At 69.1% G+C, this 19441-nt stretch carries 23 protein-coding genes and 1 pseudogene; 11 read left to right on the top strand and 13 right to left on the bottom strand.

What is annotated here, in order from left to right; genetic code table 11:
• Window positions 1-43 precede the first annotated feature (43 nt).
• Entirely contained in the window at window positions 44-322 is a 279-nt protein-coding gene (locus ACN28I_RS31160) for a hypothetical protein (RefSeq protein ID WP_420948908.1), read from the top strand.
• 26 nt (window positions 323-348) lie between these two features.
• Here ACN28I_RS31160 and ACN28I_RS31155 read toward each other — a convergent pair.
• The 9 genes and pseudogenes from ACN28I_RS31155 to ACN28I_RS31115 all read right to left on the bottom strand — a co-directional run.
• Window positions 349-690 (bottom strand): annotated as a pseudogene (locus ACN28I_RS31155) (hypothetical protein); the annotation flags it as partial.
• 231 nt (window positions 691-921) lie between these two features.
• Complete coding sequence (locus ACN28I_RS31150) at window positions 922-2040, bottom strand: hypothetical protein (protein WP_420948749.1); 1119 nt, start codon at window positions 2038-2040, stop codon at window positions 922-924.
• A 21-nt stretch (window positions 2041-2061) separates the two neighbouring features.
• Entirely contained in the window at window positions 2062-2625 is a 564-nt protein-coding gene (locus ACN28I_RS31145) for a Uma2 family endonuclease (protein ID WP_420945552.1), read from the bottom strand.
• Window positions 2626-2686: 61 nt separating this feature from the next.
• Window positions 2687-3439: a hypothetical protein gene (locus tag ACN28I_RS31140; protein WP_420945551.1), complete on the bottom strand. Its 753-nt coding sequence runs from the start codon at window positions 3437-3439 to the stop codon at window positions 2687-2689.
• A 342-nt stretch (window positions 3440-3781) separates the two neighbouring features.
• Entirely contained in the window at window positions 3782-4441 is a 660-nt protein-coding gene (locus ACN28I_RS31135) for an RNA ligase family protein (protein ID WP_420948748.1), read from the bottom strand.
• A gap of 255 nt (window positions 4442-4696) precedes the next feature.
• Window positions 4697-6070, bottom strand: a complete 1374-nt coding sequence (locus ACN28I_RS31130; protein WP_420945550.1) for an SEC-C metal-binding domain-containing protein — start codon at window positions 6068-6070, stop codon at window positions 4697-4699.
• 74 nt (window positions 6071-6144) lie between these two features.
• A complete protein-coding gene (locus ACN28I_RS31125) occupies window positions 6145-7011 on the bottom strand; it encodes a tryptophan 2,3-dioxygenase (RefSeq protein WP_420945549.1) in 867 nt (288 codons plus the stop codon).
• A gap of 91 nt (window positions 7012-7102) precedes the next feature.
• Window positions 7103-7630 (bottom strand): cell wall protein, encoded by a 528-nt coding sequence (locus tag ACN28I_RS31120; RefSeq protein ID WP_420945548.1) that lies wholly within the window; start codon window positions 7628-7630, stop codon window positions 7103-7105.
• Between the two features lie 323 nt (window positions 7631-7953).
• On the bottom strand, window positions 7954-8325 hold the full coding sequence (locus ACN28I_RS31115) for a hemerythrin domain-containing protein (RefSeq protein ID WP_420948907.1): 372 nt from the start codon (window positions 8323-8325) through the stop codon (window positions 7954-7956).
• On the opposite strand from ACN28I_RS31115, the gene ACN28I_RS31110 reads away from it, so the two are divergent.
• From ACN28I_RS31110 to ACN28I_RS31100, 3 genes are read left to right on the top strand one after another with little or no spacing between them, the layout of a single operon-like run.
• Window positions 8235-9245 carry a lysophospholipid acyltransferase family protein gene (locus ACN28I_RS31110; RefSeq protein ID WP_420945547.1) on the top strand — a complete coding sequence of 337 codons (1011 nt, stop codon included), beginning with the start codon at window positions 8235-8237 and terminating at the stop codon, window positions 9243-9245. The genes ACN28I_RS31115 and ACN28I_RS31110 overlap by 91 nt on opposite strands.
• Window positions 9238-10098 carry an alpha/beta fold hydrolase gene (locus ACN28I_RS31105; protein ID WP_420945546.1) on the top strand — a complete coding sequence of 287 codons (861 nt, stop codon included), beginning with the start codon at window positions 9238-9240 and terminating at the stop codon, window positions 10096-10098. The genes ACN28I_RS31110 and ACN28I_RS31105 overlap by 8 nt, the downstream gene beginning before the upstream one ends.
• 29 nt (window positions 10099-10127) lie before the next feature.
• Window positions 10128-11063, top strand: coding sequence for a proline dehydrogenase family protein (locus ACN28I_RS31100; protein WP_420945545.1), 936 nt, complete (start codon window positions 10128-10130; stop codon window positions 11061-11063).
• On the opposite strand, the gene ACN28I_RS31095 is transcribed toward ACN28I_RS31100, so the two are convergent.
• The 3 genes from ACN28I_RS31095 to ACN28I_RS31085 all read right to left on the bottom strand — a co-directional run bounded on the left by ACN28I_RS31095 (window position 11060) and on the right by ACN28I_RS31085 (window position 12091).
• Window positions 11060-11509, bottom strand: a complete 450-nt coding sequence (locus tag ACN28I_RS31095) for a hypothetical protein (protein ID WP_420945544.1) — start codon at window positions 11507-11509, stop codon at window positions 11060-11062. The two genes, ACN28I_RS31100 and ACN28I_RS31095, sit on opposite strands and share 4 nt — an antisense overlap.
• A complete protein-coding gene (locus tag ACN28I_RS31090; RefSeq protein ID WP_420945543.1) occupies window positions 11510-11821 on the bottom strand; it encodes a PadR family transcriptional regulator in 312 nt (103 codons plus the stop codon).
• 75 nt (window positions 11822-11896) lie between these two features.
• Window positions 11897-12091, bottom strand: a complete 195-nt coding sequence (locus tag ACN28I_RS31085) for a hypothetical protein (RefSeq protein ID WP_420945542.1) — start codon at window positions 12089-12091, stop codon at window positions 11897-11899.
• Window positions 12092-12398: 307 nt separating this feature from the next.
• Here ACN28I_RS31085 and ACN28I_RS31080 point away from each other — a divergent pair, with 307 nt between their 5' ends.
• From ACN28I_RS31080 to ACN28I_RS31070, 3 genes are all read left to right on the top strand, one after another.
• The gene (locus ACN28I_RS31080; RefSeq protein WP_420945541.1) at window positions 12399-12689 is read left to right on the top strand and encodes a hypothetical protein; all 291 of its coding nucleotides are present in this window, start codon (window positions 12399-12401) and stop codon (window positions 12687-12689) included.
• A gap of 467 nt (window positions 12690-13156) precedes the next feature.
• Window positions 13157-13441: a thioredoxin family protein gene (locus ACN28I_RS31075; RefSeq protein WP_420945540.1), complete on the top strand. Its 285-nt coding sequence runs from the start codon at window positions 13157-13159 to the stop codon at window positions 13439-13441.
• 134 nt (window positions 13442-13575) lie between these two features.
• The gene (locus tag ACN28I_RS31070) at window positions 13576-14472 is read left to right on the top strand and encodes a hypothetical protein (protein WP_420945539.1); all 897 of its coding nucleotides are present in this window, start codon (window positions 13576-13578) and stop codon (window positions 14470-14472) included.
• 120 nt (window positions 14473-14592) lie between these two features.
• Here the strand turns inward: ACN28I_RS31070 and gor are convergent, their stop codons facing one another.
• Complete coding sequence (gene gor / locus ACN28I_RS31065) at window positions 14593-15999, bottom strand: glutathione-disulfide reductase (protein ID WP_420945538.1); 1407 nt, start codon at window positions 15997-15999, stop codon at window positions 14593-14595.
• Window positions 16000-16151: 152 nt separating this feature from the next.
• On the opposite strand from gor, the gene ACN28I_RS31060 reads away from it, so the two are divergent.
• The 4 genes from ACN28I_RS31060 (at window position 16152) to ACN28I_RS31045 (ending at window position 19441) form a co-directional block, all read left to right on the top strand.
• Window positions 16152-16685, top strand: a complete 534-nt coding sequence (locus ACN28I_RS31060; RefSeq protein ID WP_420945537.1) for a hypothetical protein — start codon at window positions 16152-16154, stop codon at window positions 16683-16685.
• 36 nt (window positions 16686-16721) lie between these two features.
• Window positions 16722-17057, top strand: a complete 336-nt coding sequence (locus ACN28I_RS31055) for an SPW repeat protein (protein WP_420945536.1) — start codon at window positions 16722-16724, stop codon at window positions 17055-17057.
• Window positions 17058-17153: 96 nt separating this feature from the next.
• Window positions 17154-17636 (top strand): hypothetical protein, encoded by a 483-nt coding sequence (locus ACN28I_RS31050; protein ID WP_420945535.1) that lies wholly within the window; start codon window positions 17154-17156, stop codon window positions 17634-17636.
• Between the two features lie 14 nt (window positions 17637-17650).
• Window positions 17651-19441 (top strand): glycoside hydrolase family 15 protein, encoded by a 1791-nt coding sequence (locus tag ACN28I_RS31045; protein WP_420945534.1) that lies wholly within the window; start codon window positions 17651-17653, stop codon window positions 19439-19441.

Raw genomic sequence — 19441 nt, 5'->3', positions numbered from 1 at the left:
TCCCGGGGCAGCGAGCTCGAAGAGGGGGAGATCCTCCGGGCGGGTGCCCACCTCGGCCACCAGCGTCACCGAGCACCCATCCGCCGCGGCCTGGTGCACCGTGCCGCCCAGCGCGCCCACGGCGGGCACGCCCAGCTCCAGCACCGCGCGGCCCACGTCCTCGCGGGTGAGGGCGCGGCCGAAGGCCTCCGTCACCGCGTGGAAGCTGGTGAGGCGCAGCAGCTCGGCCTGTTCCGCCTCGGCCCGGGCCTGCAACGCGGAGGTGCGCGCGGACTCCACCCACCGGCCGCGCTCGATGGCCAGCCCGGCGAGCTGCGCGTAGAGGGTAAAGCGCCGCAGCTCCTCGGGCGAGAAGGTGCGCGGCTCGGGTGAGGGCCCCAGCAGCACGCCCACGTAGCCGCCGCCCGAGGCCCGCACCGGCAGGGCCAGCAGCGACGCCGCCCCCAACCCATCCATCACCGCGGCGAGCGCCGGCTCCAGCCCGGGGCCCGTCTGGTGGAACAGCCAGGGGACGGGGTCCGGACGAGGGGCGTCCAGCAGACAGCGTCCGCACCGGGCCACCGACTCGGGACACAACCCCGGAGTGGCCTGCGCGAGCAGCCGTCCATCCACGTCCAACCAGGCGATGGCCGCCCGCTCCAGCCCCAGGGACGAGGCGGCGCAGCGCACCACCTCCTGCAGCACGGCCATGGCCGACGGCGCCGACGCGAGCTGCTCCAGCGCGCGGGACATGCGCTCCACCGCCGCGACGAAATTGCTTCCGGGCACCTGCATGCCCACCCCCCAGGCCCGATCCACACCAGCACCGAGCGTGAGGTAGAAGTTTTCCACGAGTACAAGCCCGCTCGCCACCACCCCCCGGGGCCAAGCGTCCGGTTCAGGATAAACTGGACTCCCGGGTTTGCCCGGATGTCCAACCCCTCACTCGAAGACCTTGAGGAAGGCGAAGAGGATCTCCAGGACGATGAGCAGGACGATGGTGGCCTCGAGGGTGAGGGCCCTGTCCGTGTCCACCTCGCCCTTGAGCAGGCCGTACGTCTGGGCCAGCAGTTGCTGCTTGCGCGTCACCGAGGCCTGCCAGGCCGGAATGCGCATGCGCTTGACGCCGGCCTCGTACACCTTGGCGAGGTAGAAATCGCCGATGATTTTGAGGCTGTTTTCGACACGCTCGATGAACTCGTTGAGGTCCACCAGGGTGGCGAGCGTCTCGCGGGCCAGGGCGCGGTAGGGGCTGCGGAAGAGGGTCCACCAGCCCTGGCGCTTGGCCTGCACCTCGTCGTGGATGCGGCCGATGTGCGCATCGAGCTGCTCGTCGTAATAGCGGAACTCGAGCAACTGGGCGTTGGCCACCTCGAGCAGGTCCGGAATGTCGCTGGAGCCGGAGGGCTCGTAGACGAAGGCGCTGTTCCAGTCGACGACGACCAGGTCCTCCTCGGTGTAGCTGAAGCGCGACTGGGTGACGGCCTCGCGCTCGCGCTGGGACAGGGGTTTGGAGCCCACCTCCCCGAGCAGCACCCGCGCCAGGTCCCCGCGTGCCAGGATCTGCTCGGCGGAGGGGTTGCCCTGAATCCGCTCGACGAAGAGGACGGTGTAGCTCTCGTTCTGGTCCCACAGGTGCGGCCCCTGCACGGCCGGGGCGATCATCTTGCGCACGGACTCGATGAGCTCCACGGCGAGCTCCTCGAGGGCCACGCTGTCATAGAGCTCATCGGCGAGCGCGGTGAGCGGCTCGAGCGTGGTGTCCGGGGCCACCGGGACGCGCAGGATGATGGAGGCGGCGCCATGGTCGAAGAGGCGCGCCGTCACGTCCACGGTGACGGGCCCCTCGCGCAGGGCGAGCGCGCGCCGGCCCAGCTCGAAGGCCAGGGGCGGGTTGGGGAGCTGGAGGTACTGGCTGTTCTCGCGGCCGAGCTTCAGGCGGCGCGCATCCGAGGAGATGACGCGGCGGGCCTGCTCGAGGTTGATCTCCTCGGCGATGTCGAAGGTGCGGTAGCAGAGAACGTGGGCCTTCTCGAAAACCAGGGGAGGAGCGGCGGCCATGAGGGACCGCACCTTACCCGCTCAATCCGCCCAGAGAAGGCGCAACGGAAACTCCAGGGCGCTGAAAGGTTCGGCACGGACGGTGCTGGCGCCCGAGTGCAAGGCGGCGAGCGAATAGCGGCGGCCGTCGAGCTGGAGCACCTCCAGGGTGCGCACCTCGGGGTCCACCAGCCACACATGGCGGATGCCCTCGCGGGCGTAGAGGGGCAGCAGGTGGGCGCGCTCGTCGGGGTGGGAGAGCACCTCGCACACCCAGTCGGGGGCGAGCGCGATGCCGGAGGAGCCGCGGGCCACGCGCGGGAGGCGCTCGCGGCGCCAGCCGATGAGATCCGGGGAGAGGACGCTCTGGCCCAGGTGGATTTCCAACCCGGAGAGCAGGAGCCAGGAGCCGCCGGCGGCGCCCCGGCCGGCGCCGTAGGTGGCGATGAGCTCGGCGCCGAGCTGGGAGGCGGCATAGGCATGCAGCGCGGCCGAGCGGGAGCTGACGGGACGCGTGGCACGCGCGAGCCCCGGGTGGCGCGGGGGCAGGGGCTCGAACGGGGAGACGGAAGCGGTGCTCAACATGGCGGTCATGATGAATGCCATGTTGCCGAGGGGTCTGACATCCCCCTGAAGTCGTACTGCTCCGTTCTCCCGGGCAATACCGCTAATTCCCAGTTTCTTGATTACTGAGAGCGTCCGAGAAATCGAGCTGGGCGGAGAGGCTGTCGGCGAAGCGCTGGGCGCAGTCGGGGGCGGGGCTGGGGTGGAGGGCGCACTGGCGGCGGGCAAGGGCCTCGGGGGAGGAGGCGGCGCGCTCCAGGCGCTCCAGGTAGGGCTTCCAGTCGGCCTGGGTGAGCTGGCGCACGGGGAGGTCGGACTCCTCGACGTGGGCGGGAGCGCGGGCGGCGGCGGCCTGGGCCTTGGAGCGGTAGGACTGGAGGGTGTCGCGCGCCTTGCGCGAGGGCTCGGCGAAGCCCTGGAGGGCCTGCTGAATCGCCTTCCAGTCCTTGCGGGCCCAGGCGTCGGCGTAGAAGCCGCGCCAGGCGAACTGGCGCTGGAGACACTGGCTCTCGGTGAAACCATAGCCGGTGCCCATGGAGCGCTCGCCGGTGGAGAGGTCCACCCAGTTGGCCTCCTCGACGGAGGCACAGGCCTCGGCCATCCAGCGGTTGTAGTCGGCCTGCAAGGACATCCACTCCTTGAAGGCGGGAGGCTTGGACTTCTTGAGGGGGACGATGACCTTGTCGAGGGCCTTGTTCATGGCCTTCTTGAGGCACTCGGCGCGCTGCTGCTCCATGAACTTCATTTCGATGTTGGAGTCAGGGGTCTGTTTTGGAGGAGGACAGGCCTTGCGGGACCAGGCGTCGACGGGACTGGGATTGGCTGCGAGCACGGCGGCGAGGGTCAGTGCGAGCATGGGACTGCTCTACCACGGGAAGGAGGGGAGCCGGTGCACCCTCCTCCCGCGGTGAACACTCCGCCTCAGTCCTGGGGTGAATGAGGCGGGAAGACGACTGGCTTGCCGGGGCCGGGGGCGTCATCGGGAAGATTGCCGATGTGGCCTGGCGTGGGAACCGGCCGGTCTCCGGCCTGACGTTTCGGATGTCCCTCTTCGTCCTCGGGAAGCGAGGGCTCGTGTTTCGGCCTGTCGTGCTCGCCCATGGTGTCTCCTCCTTTTCCTGCTCAAGCTAGGAATGGGAGGAGCCGGGGGCAGCCATCAGGAGCGGGAGCAGGCCCGAGGGCCCGGCCGCACGCCCGCCTATGCTCCGGTAGCGGAGGCGAGCGCATTGCGCTCCAGGGGACGAGAGGACCAATGCTCCTCGATGGCCTGGACGAACTCGGAGCGCACGAGCTTGGCGCGGGCGTCCAGGAAACCACCCCGGTCGCGGCGCAGGTAGAGGCCCTCCATGAGACCCGGGGCGAGCCGGGAGGGACCGAGGAGCTGCTGGACCTCGGCGAGGGTGAAGCGTCCCCGGGCGAGCTCGGGCACCCGGGCGAGGCCGAGCTCATGGATGAGGACATCGCGGCGCTCCGCGGACCAGAAGCGGCCCGCCTCCCGGTCATAGACGTCGAAGGCGAGGAACCAATCGGGCAGCGCGTCGTAGCGGACGCTGTGGACGGCGAAGCACCACTCCCCGAAGAGCATGAGCCGCTGCCCGAGCGCCTCGACGAGACGCTCGCGCCGAGCCTCCAACCAGGGCCAGAGGGGCTGGAACTGGGGCGAGGCGCGAGTGCCCAGGAAGGAGCCACGGTTCTGCGCGCGGAGGTTGCCGGAAGGGTCGACGGAGAGGCCGAGGTTGGCGCCGTCCACCTTCTCCCGAACCTCGGGAGGCGAGAGCACCTTGTCCTGGCGAGCGGGAGCGGAGGAGAGCCACGCCAGGTGCGGGGTGTGCGGGAACTTGAAGAACGACTCAGGCATCACGAACCGGTCTTGCGCTTGTGGAGTTCCTGGATGTGCTCGGGGCAGAGGAAGTGCACATTCACCAGCACAGCTCACCGCGACGAACTTGCATTCAAAATCATCAATGACGTATTCCAAGGCTGATGGGCTCATCCAAGCCGGGCGGCGCTAATGAATAGCACTTGCTTGCGGTCGGGAGACTCCATGGTCTGCCTCAGCAACTTTCCAGAAGATTCTGGATGCGCACCCGCGTGAACATGGCATCGGGTTCTGTCACCCCTCCAGACCCAGCTCCCGCCTCAGTCCGGAGACATCCATCCGCTCCTCGACGGGCAGACCCGCCTCTCTGTTCTCCAACTCCTTGAGCAGGACGTCCACCTGGTGGCGCCCGGCCTTGGTCCGCACCGCCTGACGCGGGCTCTTGCCCTTGAGCGCCGGCAACTTGCTGTCCACCCACGCAGCATAGTGACTCGCCTTGACCTCGCGCAGTGCCTCCAGTTCCTCGGGAGAGGGCGTCCGCCGCGCGGCCAAGGGTTGACCCGTCCGCCCCTGGCGCATCTGCGAGGGCTCGGTCTTCTCCCGCGAGCGGTGGCGGACAAGCCCCTGGCACACGGCTTCCACCCGGCGGCGCAGCGCGTCCGCCCGCTCCACCGAGTTCGCCTGCAGCCGCAGCGAGTCCGCGCCCACCTCCGCGCTCCCGATGATGGTGTTCTCCCAGCTCGCATGCATCGCGTTGCCTTGCTTCAGGAAGGTACCGCGGACCACCTCGCCGTCTTCCTCCACTCCAAATCCCTCCAGTGTCTCGAACGCCTCCAACACCCGGGACCGGGCCTCCGGCGCGAAGGCGTAGTGGTCCACCACGAACATGAGCGGCTCACCATCCGTGTTGGTCAGCTCGATCGGCTGCACCGCCTTCGCCTTGAGCCAATCCGCCACTTCGTGCCAGAGCAGAACGAGCCCCAACGAAGTGTCCTCGGATGCGAGCAATTCCCGCGGCACGGGGCGGGTACCCCGCACGCCGAGCACCTTGCGCGCTGAATGCACCACTTCATCCGCTTCCCGGGGTGGCAGGGGCTGGGGATCCATCCCACAGAACACAGCCAGCCCCTCGTGCTCCACCACCCTCCCGAGCATCGCATGGCGTGGGCGGAGTTGCCGGGAGCCGCGCACCTCGTGCACGAAGTGCTCTTCGCCTCCCAGCAGGTCCTTCACCCGCAGGCCCACCCCCTCCTGCACCTCCAACACCTCCCAGACGGTGAGGACGACCGGCCGCTGTGAGAGCAGCCACGCCCGCTCCGCCTCCGGCAATGCCGCCCCCTTCTCCTCGAGGAACCATTCCCGCACGGGTCGCCCCTCCACCTCCCAGTGGTGCACCGCCCAGGGCATGAAGAGCTGGGTCTGCGGGTACTCGGGCAGGAAGCCGGGTTCCTCGAAGAAGGCCTCGGCGGCCTCACCCAGCCAATCCCCGCCGAAGCGCCCGCTGGCGTAGCGCACCATCTTCCGGACCAGCGTTTCATCCCGCTCGTGCAGGGGCGCTCCCGGAGCGGCCATCGGCCTCGCAGCCGCCGCGTCCTTCCCCGCACAACACCGCTTGTACTTCTGCCCGCTCCCACAGGGGCACGGCTCATTCCGTCCAGGCGTATGCATGGCTCCTCCTGGCTCCACTCGAAAAGTAGGGACCAGGAGGTGACCTTAGCAGTCGGTACGCCGAAGTGTGAGTCCTACCTGCCCGGCGGGGGAGCGAGCTCGGTGCGCACGTCCCAGAGCTCGGGGAAGAAGCGCAAATCCAACGCCTTGCGCAGGAAGCCCACGCCCGAGGAGCCGCCGGTGCCCTGCTTGAAACCGATGACGCGCATCACCGTCATCATGTGCCGGTAACGCCAGAGCTGGAAACGCTCCTCCACGTCCACCAGCTTCTCGCACATCTCGTACGCATCCCAGTGCTTCTCGGGCGCCTCGTAGATGTGGCGGAACACCTCCATCACCGCCGTGCTCTTCTCATAGGGCTGGCGCCAATCGCGCTCGACGCGGTCCGCCGGCACCGCATGGCCCTGGCGCGCCAGGTGGCGCAGGAACTCGTCATACACACTGGGCGATTGCAGGAAGCGCTCGAGCTGCGCATGCACGCCCGGCATGTGCTTGAAGGGCCCCAGCGAGTGCTCGTCCTTGTGGCCGAGCAGGAACTCCAGCGCGCGGTACTGGTAGCTCTGGAAGCCCGAGGCCTGCCCCAGCGCGCCGCGGAACTCGAGGTACTCATTGGGCGTGAGCGTCTCCAGCACGCTCCACTGCTCGAAGAGCATCCGCTGGATGTGGCCCACGCGGGAGAAGATCTTGAACGAGGGCTCCAGGTGGTCCGCCTGGATGTAACGGATGACGGCCGTCAGCTCGTGCACGAGCAGCTTCATCCACAGCTCGCTCGTCTGGTGCTGGATGATGAAGAGCAGCTCATCATGGTGCGGCGGCTGCGAGCGGGGCACCTGCGCGGACAACAGCCGGTCCAGCTGCAGGTAGTCGCCGTACGTGGTCCGTCCGGCCAGCTCGGTGAAGATTCCGGGTTCCAGCTCGCGCTTGTTCATGATGCCCAACAATGGCGGGCCCGCGCTCGGCCCGCAAGAAGCGGACCCTCCACCAGGGAAAAGGGGAGGGTCCGGTCCAGTTCCAGCTCAGCCGGAGGACGGCTCAGCCCGCGTTCTTGGCCTCGGCGAGCGCCTTGGCGGCGGCGCGGCCACGCGGCAGCTTGATGTCGTCGACGCTGCTGGGGGCGGCGTAGTCCTCCCAGTTGGAGGGGCGGCGGTTGGTCTTCTCGAGCATGCGCAGCTTCTGGTAGTGCGCGGCGCAGTAACCCTTGGTGCGGCTGGGCTTGCCGCAGCCCTTGATGGCGCACTCGCGCGCACCACCCTCGGCGGCCGGCTTGCGGCCCCGCTTCTTGCCACCGGACGACACCGCCGCGGGAGCCGAGGCGGCGCGCGCCGGACGGCCAGGACCCCGGCGAGCCGGAGCCGCCGCACCACCACCACGGCTACCACCGGCCACGCCAAACAGGGGGCCCACCGCGCTGGCCAGCGGCGCGAGCTGCTCCGCCACGTTGCGCAGACGGTCGAGATCCGCCGTGCCCGCCTCCAGACGCGACACCAGGTCGCGCAGCGGCTTGAGCTGCGACTCGATCTCGTTACGGACCATCTCCCGGAAAGCCTTATCGACCGACATGCTCGTGTATCCTCTCTCGATGGGCCGTCTCGGGGGCGAGCCGTTCCACCTGGGGGGTTGCTGTTCAAAGGGCAGTTCTACCCAACGGCTGCCCAGACATAACGCCACCCATACACGAGTTGTCGCTTAAAAATAAATAAAGATTGCGTCTGACGTGACGATTGTGGTCAGCAACAAACCCCTGCTGAACAAACATTCAGCATCAAATCACACACGCATCACCGTGATCCAACGGCTCGAACACGGGATGGGTGCGCCGCATTTCCATCCACAAATCCTCGCGAGTGGCCGCCAGCGCCCGGACGAGGTCCAATTGTTCGCGCTCATCGAGCGCCTCGGCGAGCCGGGGGAAGAGTTGGAGCTTCCAGGGAGCGCACGTGGGCGACGGCCGCGTCCTCCAGGGCCATCAACCGCACCTGCCACTCCAGGCTGCCGCGCGGAAACCACTCCAGCTCGGCCATCAGCTCGTGCATGGCCAGGAGAACCTCGGCCTCCTGGAGGGCCCGGGCCTGCCCTTCCACCCGGACCACCAGGGGCTGCAGGTGCCGCTCCGTCAGCCGCACGTGCAGCCAGAGCGCCTCGAGCATCTCCTCCACCCGCCCCGGTGGTGGCTGCCCATCCTCCCCCGCCGCCAGCGCCTCGAAGCACGCCAACAGCTCCCCTTGTTTCCCTGACAGCATCTCGAAAGGCCTCATGGCCCCGCAACCATCGCCACCCCCTCCGGGGCGGACAACCACGGGCCCGGAGGCCGCCCGCTCTCCGGGCCCTCCCGCCTTCCTGGCAGGCGTTGAACGCTGTCATCCCTCCCCTTTTCCTTGGCGCCCGGGAAGGGTTGGCAGGCAGGCAGGCCGGAGCGGTCTGTCATCCGGGTGGGGCATCTCCATCTTCTCACCCCGTGGATGCCGCCCAGAACCCCTTGCGCCGCGCTGTCTTCCGGTTCGCGGAAACCGGCGCGGCCCTCTCTGCCCTCTATCACCGCGCCCGTCTGCTGGGCGCCGAGCACCTGCCTGCCCGCGGTCCCGTCCTGCTCGTGGGCAACCATGGACTCTGGGGCTATGAAACGCCTGCTTTCTTTCATTTGATACATCGCGCTACAGGCCGCTACCCATTGGGCCTGGCCGAGCGGGGTTTCTTCAAAATCCCCCTGGTGAGAACGGTTCTGCCCTGGCTGGGCGGCGTCGAGGGCACCCGGGAGAACGCCCTCGCCTCATTGAGCCAGGGAAACCTCGTCGTCTGTTATCCAGGCGGCGCGTGGGAAACCTTCAAGAAGCCCCGCTACCATTACACGCTGCGTTGGGAAGGAACGCTCGGCTTCGTGCGGCTGGCCGCCCAGGCGGGCGTGCCCATCGTCCCCTTCGCCGGCTTCGGGGTGGATGGCACCTTCGTCTGTCCCGAGAACGAGCGCTGGTGTGTCCCGCTCGCACCTGGAGAGAAATACCGGGTGCCCTTGGGGATGGGCCTGGGGCCGCTGCCGCTGCCGGTGAAGATGACCTTCGCCGTGGGCCCCTCTCTCGAACCACCCCCGGCGGATGCACCGGAGTCCCGGCTGAAACACTTTCGTGACCGGATCGCCACCATGGTGCACCACCTCCTCGTCCGAGCCTGCCATGCGTGAAGCCACCCTTCCCGCCCCGCCGCGGCTCGTCCCGGCACCCGAGGACATCCAACCGGGTTATGAGTTGGCGTGTGAGCAGCGCATGGTGCGAGGCCACCCCATCCGCCTCTTCACCTTCCCCGGGGGCAGCCTCGACGCGGCGAGCACCGTGTTGTGCCTGCCCGGACTGGGAGCCTCGGGCCGCTCGTTCGCGCCCATGCGGCCCCTGGCGGCCGAGCGGCGGTTCCTCCTGTGGACTCCGACGCTGCAGACGCCCCTGACGCACACGCCGTTGCAGTGGAACCTCGCCGCCCTGGAGCACCCGGACGCCCGGCTCCCCGAGCGTTTCGCCCTGGTGGGCTCCTCCTTCGGCAGCCTCATCTCCATCGCCTACGCCCTGGCGCACCCCGAGCGCGTCAAGGCGCTGGTGCTGGTGTCGCCGGTGGCCAGTGTGCACCGGGTGCGGCGCTGGGCCCTGGCCCTGTCCACGCTGGTGCGCATGCCCAAACCCTTCGCCTACCTCTTCGCCCCCACCGTGGCGCGGGTGCTGGGCGGGCGCCACCTGCCTCCCGAGGGCCGGGCCGAAATCGTCCGCGAGGCGCGCCGGCTCTCCCCCGTCGAGCTGCTGCGGCGGCTGCAGGACGTCCTGACCGCCAGATACCTGGATGACCTCGAGCGCCTGCGCGTGCCCACCCTCGTCATCCACGGCGCCAGGGATTTGCTCGTGCCCCTCTCGTACGCCCGGGACGTGGCCGCGCGCATCCCCGGCTCGCGACTGGAAGTCATCCGGGAGGCCAGCCACCTGCCGTACATGAGCCACACCGACGCCTTCAACGCCTTCGTCGGCGATTTCCTCGACCGGCACGACTCGTAAGACACCTTTGGAGCCACCTTCAGGAAACCATGGACCAGGCCACTCAGCTCTCCCGCGCCGCCCTGATGTTCCTCTCGCGCCGCGAGGGATTGAAGGATGTCGCCACCGAAGTCCCCGCCCTGCGGCGCATCGCCCGCCGCTTCATCGCCGGCGAGACGTTGGAGGAAGCCGTCTCCGCCGTGAAGGAGCTCAACGCGCGCGGGCTGACGGTCTCCTTCGACCACCTCAACGAGGCGGTGCGCAACGCGGACGAGACGCTCGATGAGGTGCGCGAGTACCAGCGGCTGCTGGCGCGCATCGACCAGGTGGGCGTGCGGGGCAACGTGTCCCTGAAGCTCACGCAATGCGGGCTGATGTTCGACAAGGAGCTGGCGTTGCGCAACGCGCGCGAGGTGGTGGCCAACGCGAAACGGCGCGGCTCCTTCGTGCGCGTGGACATGGAGCACGGCGAGGTGACGCAGGCCACGCTGGACGTGGTGCGCGCGCTCCACCGGGAGTTCGGCGAGCCCCACGTGGGCGCGGTGCTCCAGAGCTACCTCTACCGCACCGAGGGCAATGCCCGCGCCCTGTGCGCCGAGCGCATCCGCATCCGCCTGTGCAAGGGCGCCTACCTGGAAGGGCCCCACATCGCCTACCAGGACAAGAAGGACGTGGATGAGAACTTCCTGCGCGTCATGCGCATCCTGCTCGACAGCGGGCTGTACCACGGCATCGCCACGCACGATGAGCGCATGATTGACGAGACGCTGGCGTATGCCCGGAAGAAGGGGCTGGCGCGCGGCGCCTTCGAATTCCAGATGCTCTATGGCATCCGCCGGGATTTGCAGGAGCGGCTGGCGGCCGAGGGCCACCCGGTGCGCGTCTACGTGCCCTATGGCAAGCACTGGTACCCGTACTTCATGCGCCGGCTCGCCGAGCGCCCCGCCAACGTCTGGTTCGTGATGAAGAACCTGATGAAGGGTTAGCGGAGGCGCGCCTTGCCGGTGAGCCGGTGGGCCGCGTCCTGCACCGTGTGGACGAGCGCCCAGAAGGCGGATACCCCCGCCTGGGCGTAGAGCATCCACGCCGGGACGCCGGCCCCGGCCAACTTGTGGAGAAGCTCCAGCGCGTCACCCAGCTCCTCGTTGGCCACGCGCGCGCTGGCGTACCGGCCCCACCACCCGAGGAAACCCTCCACCCGCCGCACCACCTCGTGCACCGGCGCCGCGGGAGACACCCACACCCGGGAGGCCTCGGAGTCCTCCTCCTGCCTGGAGGCCTGGACACCGGGCGGAAGCCCTGGCTCGCGCGCCCGCCTGCACAGGTCCCCGGCCAGCACGCGACGGTGCGAGTCGGTGAGCCCGTCCTCCAGGTCGCCCTCCATCCCGAATGCGCTCAACAGTGGGAACGCCTGCTGGTGCTGGATGTCCATTCAGAATGCCTCCGCCGTCTGCAGCAGGTTGAGCAGGGCCGTGCGCTGCTCCCTCGCCACCCTCCGCCCTTCGCCTGTCAGCTCGTAGTAACGCCTCGGACGTCCGCCTCTTTCCGGCATGGGGTCTCCCTCGAAACTGCGCAGCAACCCCTCCCGCTCCAACGCCTTGAGCGCTGGATAGACGGACCCCTCGTTCAGATGGATCTTCCCGTGCGTCCTCTCCCGGACCCGCTCGATGATTTCCAGTCCGAAGCCCCTCCCGCCGATCAGCGACATCAGGATGGCGGTCCGGGCGGAAATCGGCGTGTCCATGGAGCTGGAGACTAACCGGGAATCCCTGGGTTGCAACCTGAAGGATTGAGGTTGCCCGCACGTGCTCGAAAGCGGTCAGACGGGCAGCGACACGCGGGAGGGGCGCGCCTCGAGCCCCGGGCGGGCCCGTTTGCGCGCCACCGGAGTCCAGCGCGCGGGGAGCAGCTTCTCGGTGAGTACCGAGCGGCGTGACAGCGAGAAGCCATCCTCGCAGCCCTCGTCCAGCCGCGAGCCTTCCACCTGGAAATAGCCCAGTGTGAGGTCCATCATCTCTCCCCCCTCGTGAAGCCAGGAATCCGCCGCCGCCATCGTATCCTCAATCCTTGAGGATTGCAATGTTCCACCCTTGCTGTCCTTCATGAGTCTCCCCCCTCTCTGGCCTGCCCCCCGGAGCGCGGGACCGGTGGCGGGCCGTCGTCTTCACCGTACAGCCCCTGTCGGACATACGGTGGCAGGCCGGCCTCCTGGCGAGGACGCGGCCAGGGACGCCTGAAGTCCAGGCAACCTGACGGAGCCCGTTGTTCCCCGCGCGAGGCTTGCCGCCCCTCGCGAATGGCGGTACGCGTGGACCCCGCCCATGCGCCGCGCCCTGTCCACCCTGCTCGCGCTCGTCCTCGTCCTGCTGCTGGGCGGGACGGCCGCGCACCCGGACTGGGACGAGCCCTGCACGGACTGCCCCGAGAGCACCACGCCGTGCCCCGTCTCGTGCCTGGCTTGTCCTTGTGGCCGCATGGTGTCCCCCCTGCCCGCGCAAACGCCCACGCTCCCGCCGGTGCCCCGCTCACGCGAGCCCGCTGGATGGACGGAGCCCCTGCCTCCGCTCGCCCTGTTGCACGCGCGTGACGTATTCCAGCCTCCTCGTGGCTGAAATTCAACTTCCCCTTTGTTCTTTCTTTCCGGGGTTCGGTCTCGAATTCCGTTCAACCCATTCGTTTCCGCCGGGGCCTGAAGCCCTCGCGGATGAGCAGACCATGCGCTTGATGAAGACCCTGTGCGTCCCCCTGTGCATTCTCGGGGGCCTCGCCGCCGCCGGGTGCGCCACGACGCCCTCCGCCCACGGCAACCTCACCTCCCTGAGCGTCGCCTCCTCCCAGGACGCCGCCTTCTGCGAGCACCGCGTCCCCCAGGAGAACTGCACCCGGTGCAACCCCGAGCTCGTCCCCCGCTTCCAGGCCGCCAAGGACTGGTGCGGCGAGCACGGCGTCCCCGAGTCCCAGTGCTTCACGTGCCACCCGGACCTGTCCTTCGAGCCCCTCCCCGTGCTCGCCCCCGGCGCGGACCTGGTGAAGCTCTCCCACGAGGGCGAGGACGTGCCCGAGCTTCGCCCCCCACGCCGTGCCCGGCAAGGTCACCGTCTTCGACTTCTACGCCGACTGGTGCCCCCCCTGCCGCAAGGTGGATGCCCACATGTTCGCCCTGCTCAACGCCCGCCGGGACATCGCCTACCGCAAGCTCAACGTCGTCTCGTGGGACTCGCCCCTGGCGAAGCGCCACCTCGGGCAGGTGGAGAACCTCCCGTACCTCGTCGTGTACGGGAAGGACGGGAAGCTCGTGCGCACCGTGAAGGGATTCGACCTGGCCGCGCTCGACGCGGCGCTCGCCGAGGGCGGTGCGCGATGAGGTGGGTGCCCGTCGCCGTGGGCCTGCTGGGGCTCGCCATTCCCAACCGCGCCGCCGCCTGCGCGGGTTGAAGCAATCCCAACCTCCCGGTCGGGAGGGACTCCCTTTCCACCCTTCGCGCCGGAGAAACCGGCGTGTCCCTGTCCACCCTCGCCACCTCCGTGCACGTGGTGCATCCGTCCGAATGCCCGGACATCGGCCCCATCTGCCAGGTGCGGGATGAGCCTCCCCAGCTCCATGACCAGTACTTCACCGTCGCCGAGCTGCGCGCCACCCTGGAGCACGGGATTACCGATGCCCTCGGCGTGGAGGTGCAGCTCCCCCTGCGCTTGAGCGCGACCACCGTGCGCTTCACCGCGCTCGATGGCACGCCTCTCGTGCTCGATTACGAGAACATCCACCACCGCGATGAGACGCTGTTCGGTCTCGGAGACCCGTGGGTGATGGGACGCTATGCGTGGCGGCTCGGTGAGGTGGGCATGGCTGCCCGTCTGGGGGTGACCGTGCCTCTGGGCGGGACGGTGGAGAATCCGTTCGCCCTCGGGGCCCAGGGGCTACCGCACCAGCACGTGCAGTTTGGCACCGGCACCGTGCAGCCCCTGCTCGGTCTGGAGGCCTCGCGCTCCTGGGGAGCCTGGGGCGGTCGTGTCTGGGGTCAGGCCCAGTTGTCTCTCGTGGAGAACCGGTTCGGCTATCAGAGCGGGAGCCGCTTCGCCGCCGGGGTCGCCGCCGAGGGGCCCATCGTTGGCGGCCTGCGCTTCGTCGTGAGCGGGGATGTCGTCAACGAGCAGCCCGAACGCTGGGATGGGCTCGTCCAGCAGGATGGGAACCTCGGCCGCACCGATGTGCTCGCCGGCGCGGGGCTCGCGTATCCCGTGGGGCGCGTGCGGCTCGGGCTCAACCTCCGTGTGCCTGTCTACCAGTACATCATCGGGCACCATGGACAGCTCACGTACCCGGGCATCCTTCAGTTGACCGCGGGCTCCACCTTCGGTGGCGAGGGGAACCCGGGGTCTTCTTCACGGAATTGAGCACGGGGACGGGCACCCTCACCCCGTCCCTCTCCCGAGGGGAGAGGGGTGGGGGGCTGGGTGGGGCACTGTGTCCCTGTGTCCCTGTGTCCCTGTGTCTCTGTGTCCCTGTGTCTCTGCTCAGCCCTGATGGGCGTCGCGCCCCAGTTCCCTCGCCGCCGTCTCCACCGGGTCCGGACGCTTGTCCCTCATCGTCACGAACTCCTCGGCCGCCGTCGGGTGGATGCCCACCGTCGCGTCGAGCTGCTTCTTCGTCACCCCACACTTCAGCGCCACCGCCAGCCCCTGGATGATCTCCGGCGCGTCCGCTCCCACCATGTGGAAGCCCAACACCTTTCCACTCACGCGCTCGACGATCACCTTCATCATCGTCCGCTCGTCCCTCCCGCTCAGCGTGTGCTTCATCGGCCGGAAGTTGGAGACGTAGACGTCCACCTCGCCGTGACGCTCTCGCGCCTCGAGCTCCGTACACCCCACCGTCCCCACCGGCGGCTGGCTGAATACCGCCGATGCCACCCCCGTGTGGTCCATCTTCGTGGGGTTGTCATGGAAGAGCGTCTCCGCCAACGCGCGCCCCTCGGCGATCGCCACCGGCGTGAGGTTGATGCGGTCCGTCACGTCCCCCACCGCGTAGATGCTCTCCACGCTCGTGCGTGACCACTCGTCCACCTCCACCGCCCCCCGCGCATTCAGCCGCACGCCCACTTCCTCCAGCCCCAGCCCCTTCGTGTTCGGCACCCGCCCCGTCGCGTACAGCACCGCGTCCACCTCGAGCGTGTCCCCCATCTTCGTCAACAGGCTCAACGTCCCGTCCGCCCGCTTCTCGATGTCCCGGATGAAGGTCTCCGGCCGGAGGTCGATGCCCTTCTTGCGCATCTCCTGCGTGAGCATCGCGCGGACGTCGTCATCGAAGCCGCGCAGCACCGTGTCGCCCCGGATGAGGATCATCACCTTCGCCCCCAGCGCATTGAAGATGCCCGCGAACTCCACCCCGATGTAGCCCCCTCCCACGATGGCGAGCCGCTTCGGCAGCTCCGGCAGGCTCAACGCCCCATCCGAGGAGATGGCGTGCTCGATGCCCGGGACCTCGGGGAGGAACGGAGACGAGCCCGTGGCCACCAGGATGCGCTCGGCCGTGTAACGCTTGCCCCCCACTTCCACGGTGTGCCCGTCCACCAACCGGCCCCGGCCCTCGATGAGCTGCACCCCCGAGTCCCTCAGCAGCCGCCGGTACACCCCGTCGAGCCGCTCCAACTCCTTGTCCTTCGCCGCCTGGAGCTTCTTCCAGTCGAAGCCGGGTTCGGAGAGCGACCAGCCGTAGCCCGCCGCGTCCTCGAATTCCGAGTGGAAGTGGGCGCCGTAGACGAGCAGCTTCTTGGGCACGCAGCCCCGGTGCACACACGTGCCGCCGATGCGGTTGTCATCGCAGATGGCCACCCGCGCGCCGTACGAGCCCGCCCTGCGGCTCGACGCCACTCCGCCCGAGCCCGCGCCAATCGTGAACAAGTCGAAGTCGTACTGGGGCATCGTGTCTCCTGTCAGGGTGCTCCCGATATGCTCCCGAATGAGCCGGGTGACACGGTGATCATCCAGGCATCCGGCCAGAAGCCAACGTTCTGTCTCCCGGAGGCAAAGGGGGCGGAGACCTACCTTTCTTCGCGAGTGATTCGGAGGCTTCCATGAGCGAGCGGGCGGGCAGGCATCTTCTTCAGGGGTTGGGGGCGGGCGTGCTCGGGACCCTGGCCCTCACCGCCTCCGAGCCCCTCCGTGACTCCCTGCTCGGTCATCCGCCTCCCTACTCGGTGAGGAACCTCGCCAGGCGAGCGGCTCGCGCGTGGCTCGGTGTGCGGCTGCGCTCCCGCGAGGCCCAACGGTGGGGGCTCGCCCTGCGCTGGCTCTACGGACCCACGCTCGGGCTGCTCCAGGGCTGGCTCCGGCCCGCGCTCCCGGGCCCCGCGCCCCTTCACGGGCTCCTGCTGGGTGGAGGCGTGTGGCTCTTCGAGCGGCTCTCCTTTCCGCGCCTGCGCGTCACCCCGCCTCCGCACACTTGGTCCTCCGCCGAGCGCCGGTGGCTCGCGCTCCAGTGTCTGCTCTTCGGGCTCGTCACCACGTCCGTTCTCCCGCATGGGCAGGCGGCCGGGCCCGTGCGTGAACGCCCGCTGAGCGAGGGGGGGCTCTCGGTTGCACCCGGTGCCCCTCTCTCCCCACCTTGAACCCGTCAACGATGCAAGCGTCCGGAGGAGCGTCGAATGTGGGCTCGCTGGTTGAACGTCATCCTGGGCTTCTGGCTGGTGTCGGCGCCTTTCGTGCTCGATTACCGGCTCCAGGAAGCCCAGTTGAATGACCTGTGCGTGGGGCTGGGCGTCATGCTGCTGGCCCTCGCGGCCATGGCCGTCCCCAAGTTGCGCTACGCCAACACCCTGCTCGGCGTGTGGCTCATCGTCTCGCCCTTCGTCCTGGGCTTCGGCGGCTACCGCACCGCCACCCTCAACGACATCATCGTGGGCCTGCTCATCACCGCGCTGTCGCTCGTCTGGGACCACCGGGTGTGGACTCCTCATCGGAGGCCCGTCTCCGGCACGTAGCGCATCGTCCGTTGCTCGACGGCCGCACGACGCGTCCCGGCGGCCCGGCGCGGCGCGGGTGTACTGCATGGGCTCCCCGCCACCGGAGGAGCACCCATGCAGCCCTTCCTGAAGCCCTGCCTCATCGCGGCGAGCACCCTCGCCCTCAGCGCGTGTGTCGTGATCGGCAAGGAGAAGACGAGCGCGCCCCCGCTGACCTGCGCCCCCGAGTCCGTCGAGCTCATGAAGAAGCTGGGCCTCGAGCCGGGCCAGCAGGGCACCCTGCACCTCGAGGCCAGCCAGCCCGGAGGCCCCAACGACTACGGCGTCTACCGCCAGGGCCGGGTGACGAGCCGCCTGGAGAGCGCCGTGGGCGGCCTGCCCGCGGGCACGCTCGTCGAGGGCGTGCTCTGGATGGACACGGGCAAGGTCCAGGTCCGCTACACCCAGGCGAGCCTGCCGGATGGGCAGAGCTACCCCGTGTGCCTCGTGCTCGGCTCCTCGGCGCCCGGCGGCGTCTACGCCGAGGCCGGCACCACCGCCACCGCCATCACCCTGCCCAAGAGCCTCCCCTTCACCGTCGTCACGCAATTCGAGTGAGGAAGTGAAAGCCAATGCCTCTCTGCATCGAAGACTACGCCCTCATCGGTGACACCCAGAGCGCCGCCCTCGTGGGGAAGGATGGCTCCATCGACTGGCTCTGCCTCCCGCGCTTCGACTCCGATGCCTGCTTCGCCGCCCTCCTCGGCACCGAGGAGAATGGCCGCTGGCTGCTCGCCCCCTCGGGAGGCATCCGCCGCGTCCGCCGCCGCTACCGCCCCGGCACCCTCGTGCTGGAGACGGACTTCGAAACGGAGACCGGCATCCTGCGCGTCATCGACTGCATGCCGCCGCGCGGCCGCGAGCCGGACCTCGTGCGCGAGGCCGTGTGCCTCGAGGGCCACGTCTCCGTGCGCATGGAGCTTTCCATCCGCTTCGGCTACGGCAGCCGCACGCCGTGGGTGCACCGCGTCGACGGCCGCTTCACCGCCATGGCCGGGCCCGATGCCCTCACCCTCCTGTCCGACGTGCCCCCCATCAACGAGGACGCCACCCTGCGCGCCGGCTTCTCCCTCTCCGCCGGCCAGCGCGCCCGCTTCCTCCTCGCCTGGCACCCCTCACACGAGCCCGCTCCGCCCTGCATCGACCCGGCCACCGCCGCGGAGCACACCGAGGCGTGGTGGCGTGAATGGTCCTCGCACTGCACCTACGAGGGCCCCTGGCGCGAGCAGGTGCTCCGCTCGCTCATCGTCCTCAAGGCCCTCACGTACTCGCCCACCGGAGGCATCGTCGCCGCCGTCACCACCTCGCTGCCCGAGGCCCTCGGCGGCGTGCGCAACTGGGACTACCGCTACTGCTGGCTGCGCGACGCCACCTTCACGCTGCTCGCCCTGCTCAATGCCGGCTACCGACAGGAGGCCCAGGCCTGGCGCGACTGGCTCCTGCGCGCCGTGGCCGGCGAGCCGGATGAGATTCAAATCATGTATGGCGTTGCCGGTGAGCGCCGCCTCACCGAGCAGGAGCTGCCGTGGCTCCCGGGCTACCAGGGCGCGAAGCCCGTGCGGCTGGGCAACGCGGCCGTGTGCCAGTTCCAGCTCGACGTCTTCGGCGAGGTGATCGACTGCCTCCACATGGCCCGGCGCACGGGCGTCCCCCCGCGCGAGGAGGGCTGGGACCTGCAGCGCCACCTGCTCGACTTCCTGGAGTCCAACTGGGAGCGCCCCGACGAGGGCATCTGGGAGGTGCGCGGCCCGCCCCAACACTTCACGCATTCGAAGGTGATGGCGTGGGTGGCGGTGGACCGGGCCATCAAGTCGGCCGAGCACTTCCGCCTGCCCGGGCCCCTGGAGCGCTGGAGGGAGCTGCGCGCACGCATCCACGCCCAGGTGTGCGAGCGCGGCTATGACGCCGGGCGGGGCAGCTTCGTGCAGGCCTACGGCAGCAAGGAGTTGGACGCGGCGCTGCTGCTCATTCCGCAACTGGGCTTCCTGCCACCGGGAGATCCGCGCGTGGTGGGCACGGTGGACACCATCCAGCGGGAGTTGTGCGAGGGCGGGCTGGTGCACCGCTACGACACGAACCGCGCGGAGGACGGACTGCCGCCGGGCGAGGGAACGTTCCTGGCGTGCTCGTTCTGGCTCGCGGACGCGCTCACGCTCATGTGCCGGCAGGACGAGGCGCGTGCCCTCTTCGAGCGGCTGCTCTCGCTGTGCAACGACGTGGGCCTGCTCGCCGAGGAGTACGACCCGCGCACCAAACGGCAACTGGGCAACTTCCCCCAGGCCTTCAGCCACGTGGCCCTCATCAACACCGCGCAGAACCTCACCTACCCGCGCTGCCCCATGAGCGAGCGCCCAGGGGCGTAG

Source organism: Archangium gephyra (genome assembly GCF_049060025.1).
Classification (GTDB): Bacteria; Myxococcota; Myxococcia; order Myxococcales; family Myxococcaceae; genus Archangium; species Archangium gephyra_A.
Note: the sequence above shows the minus strand (reverse complement) of the source record. Positions and strands in the feature narration are given on the sequence as shown.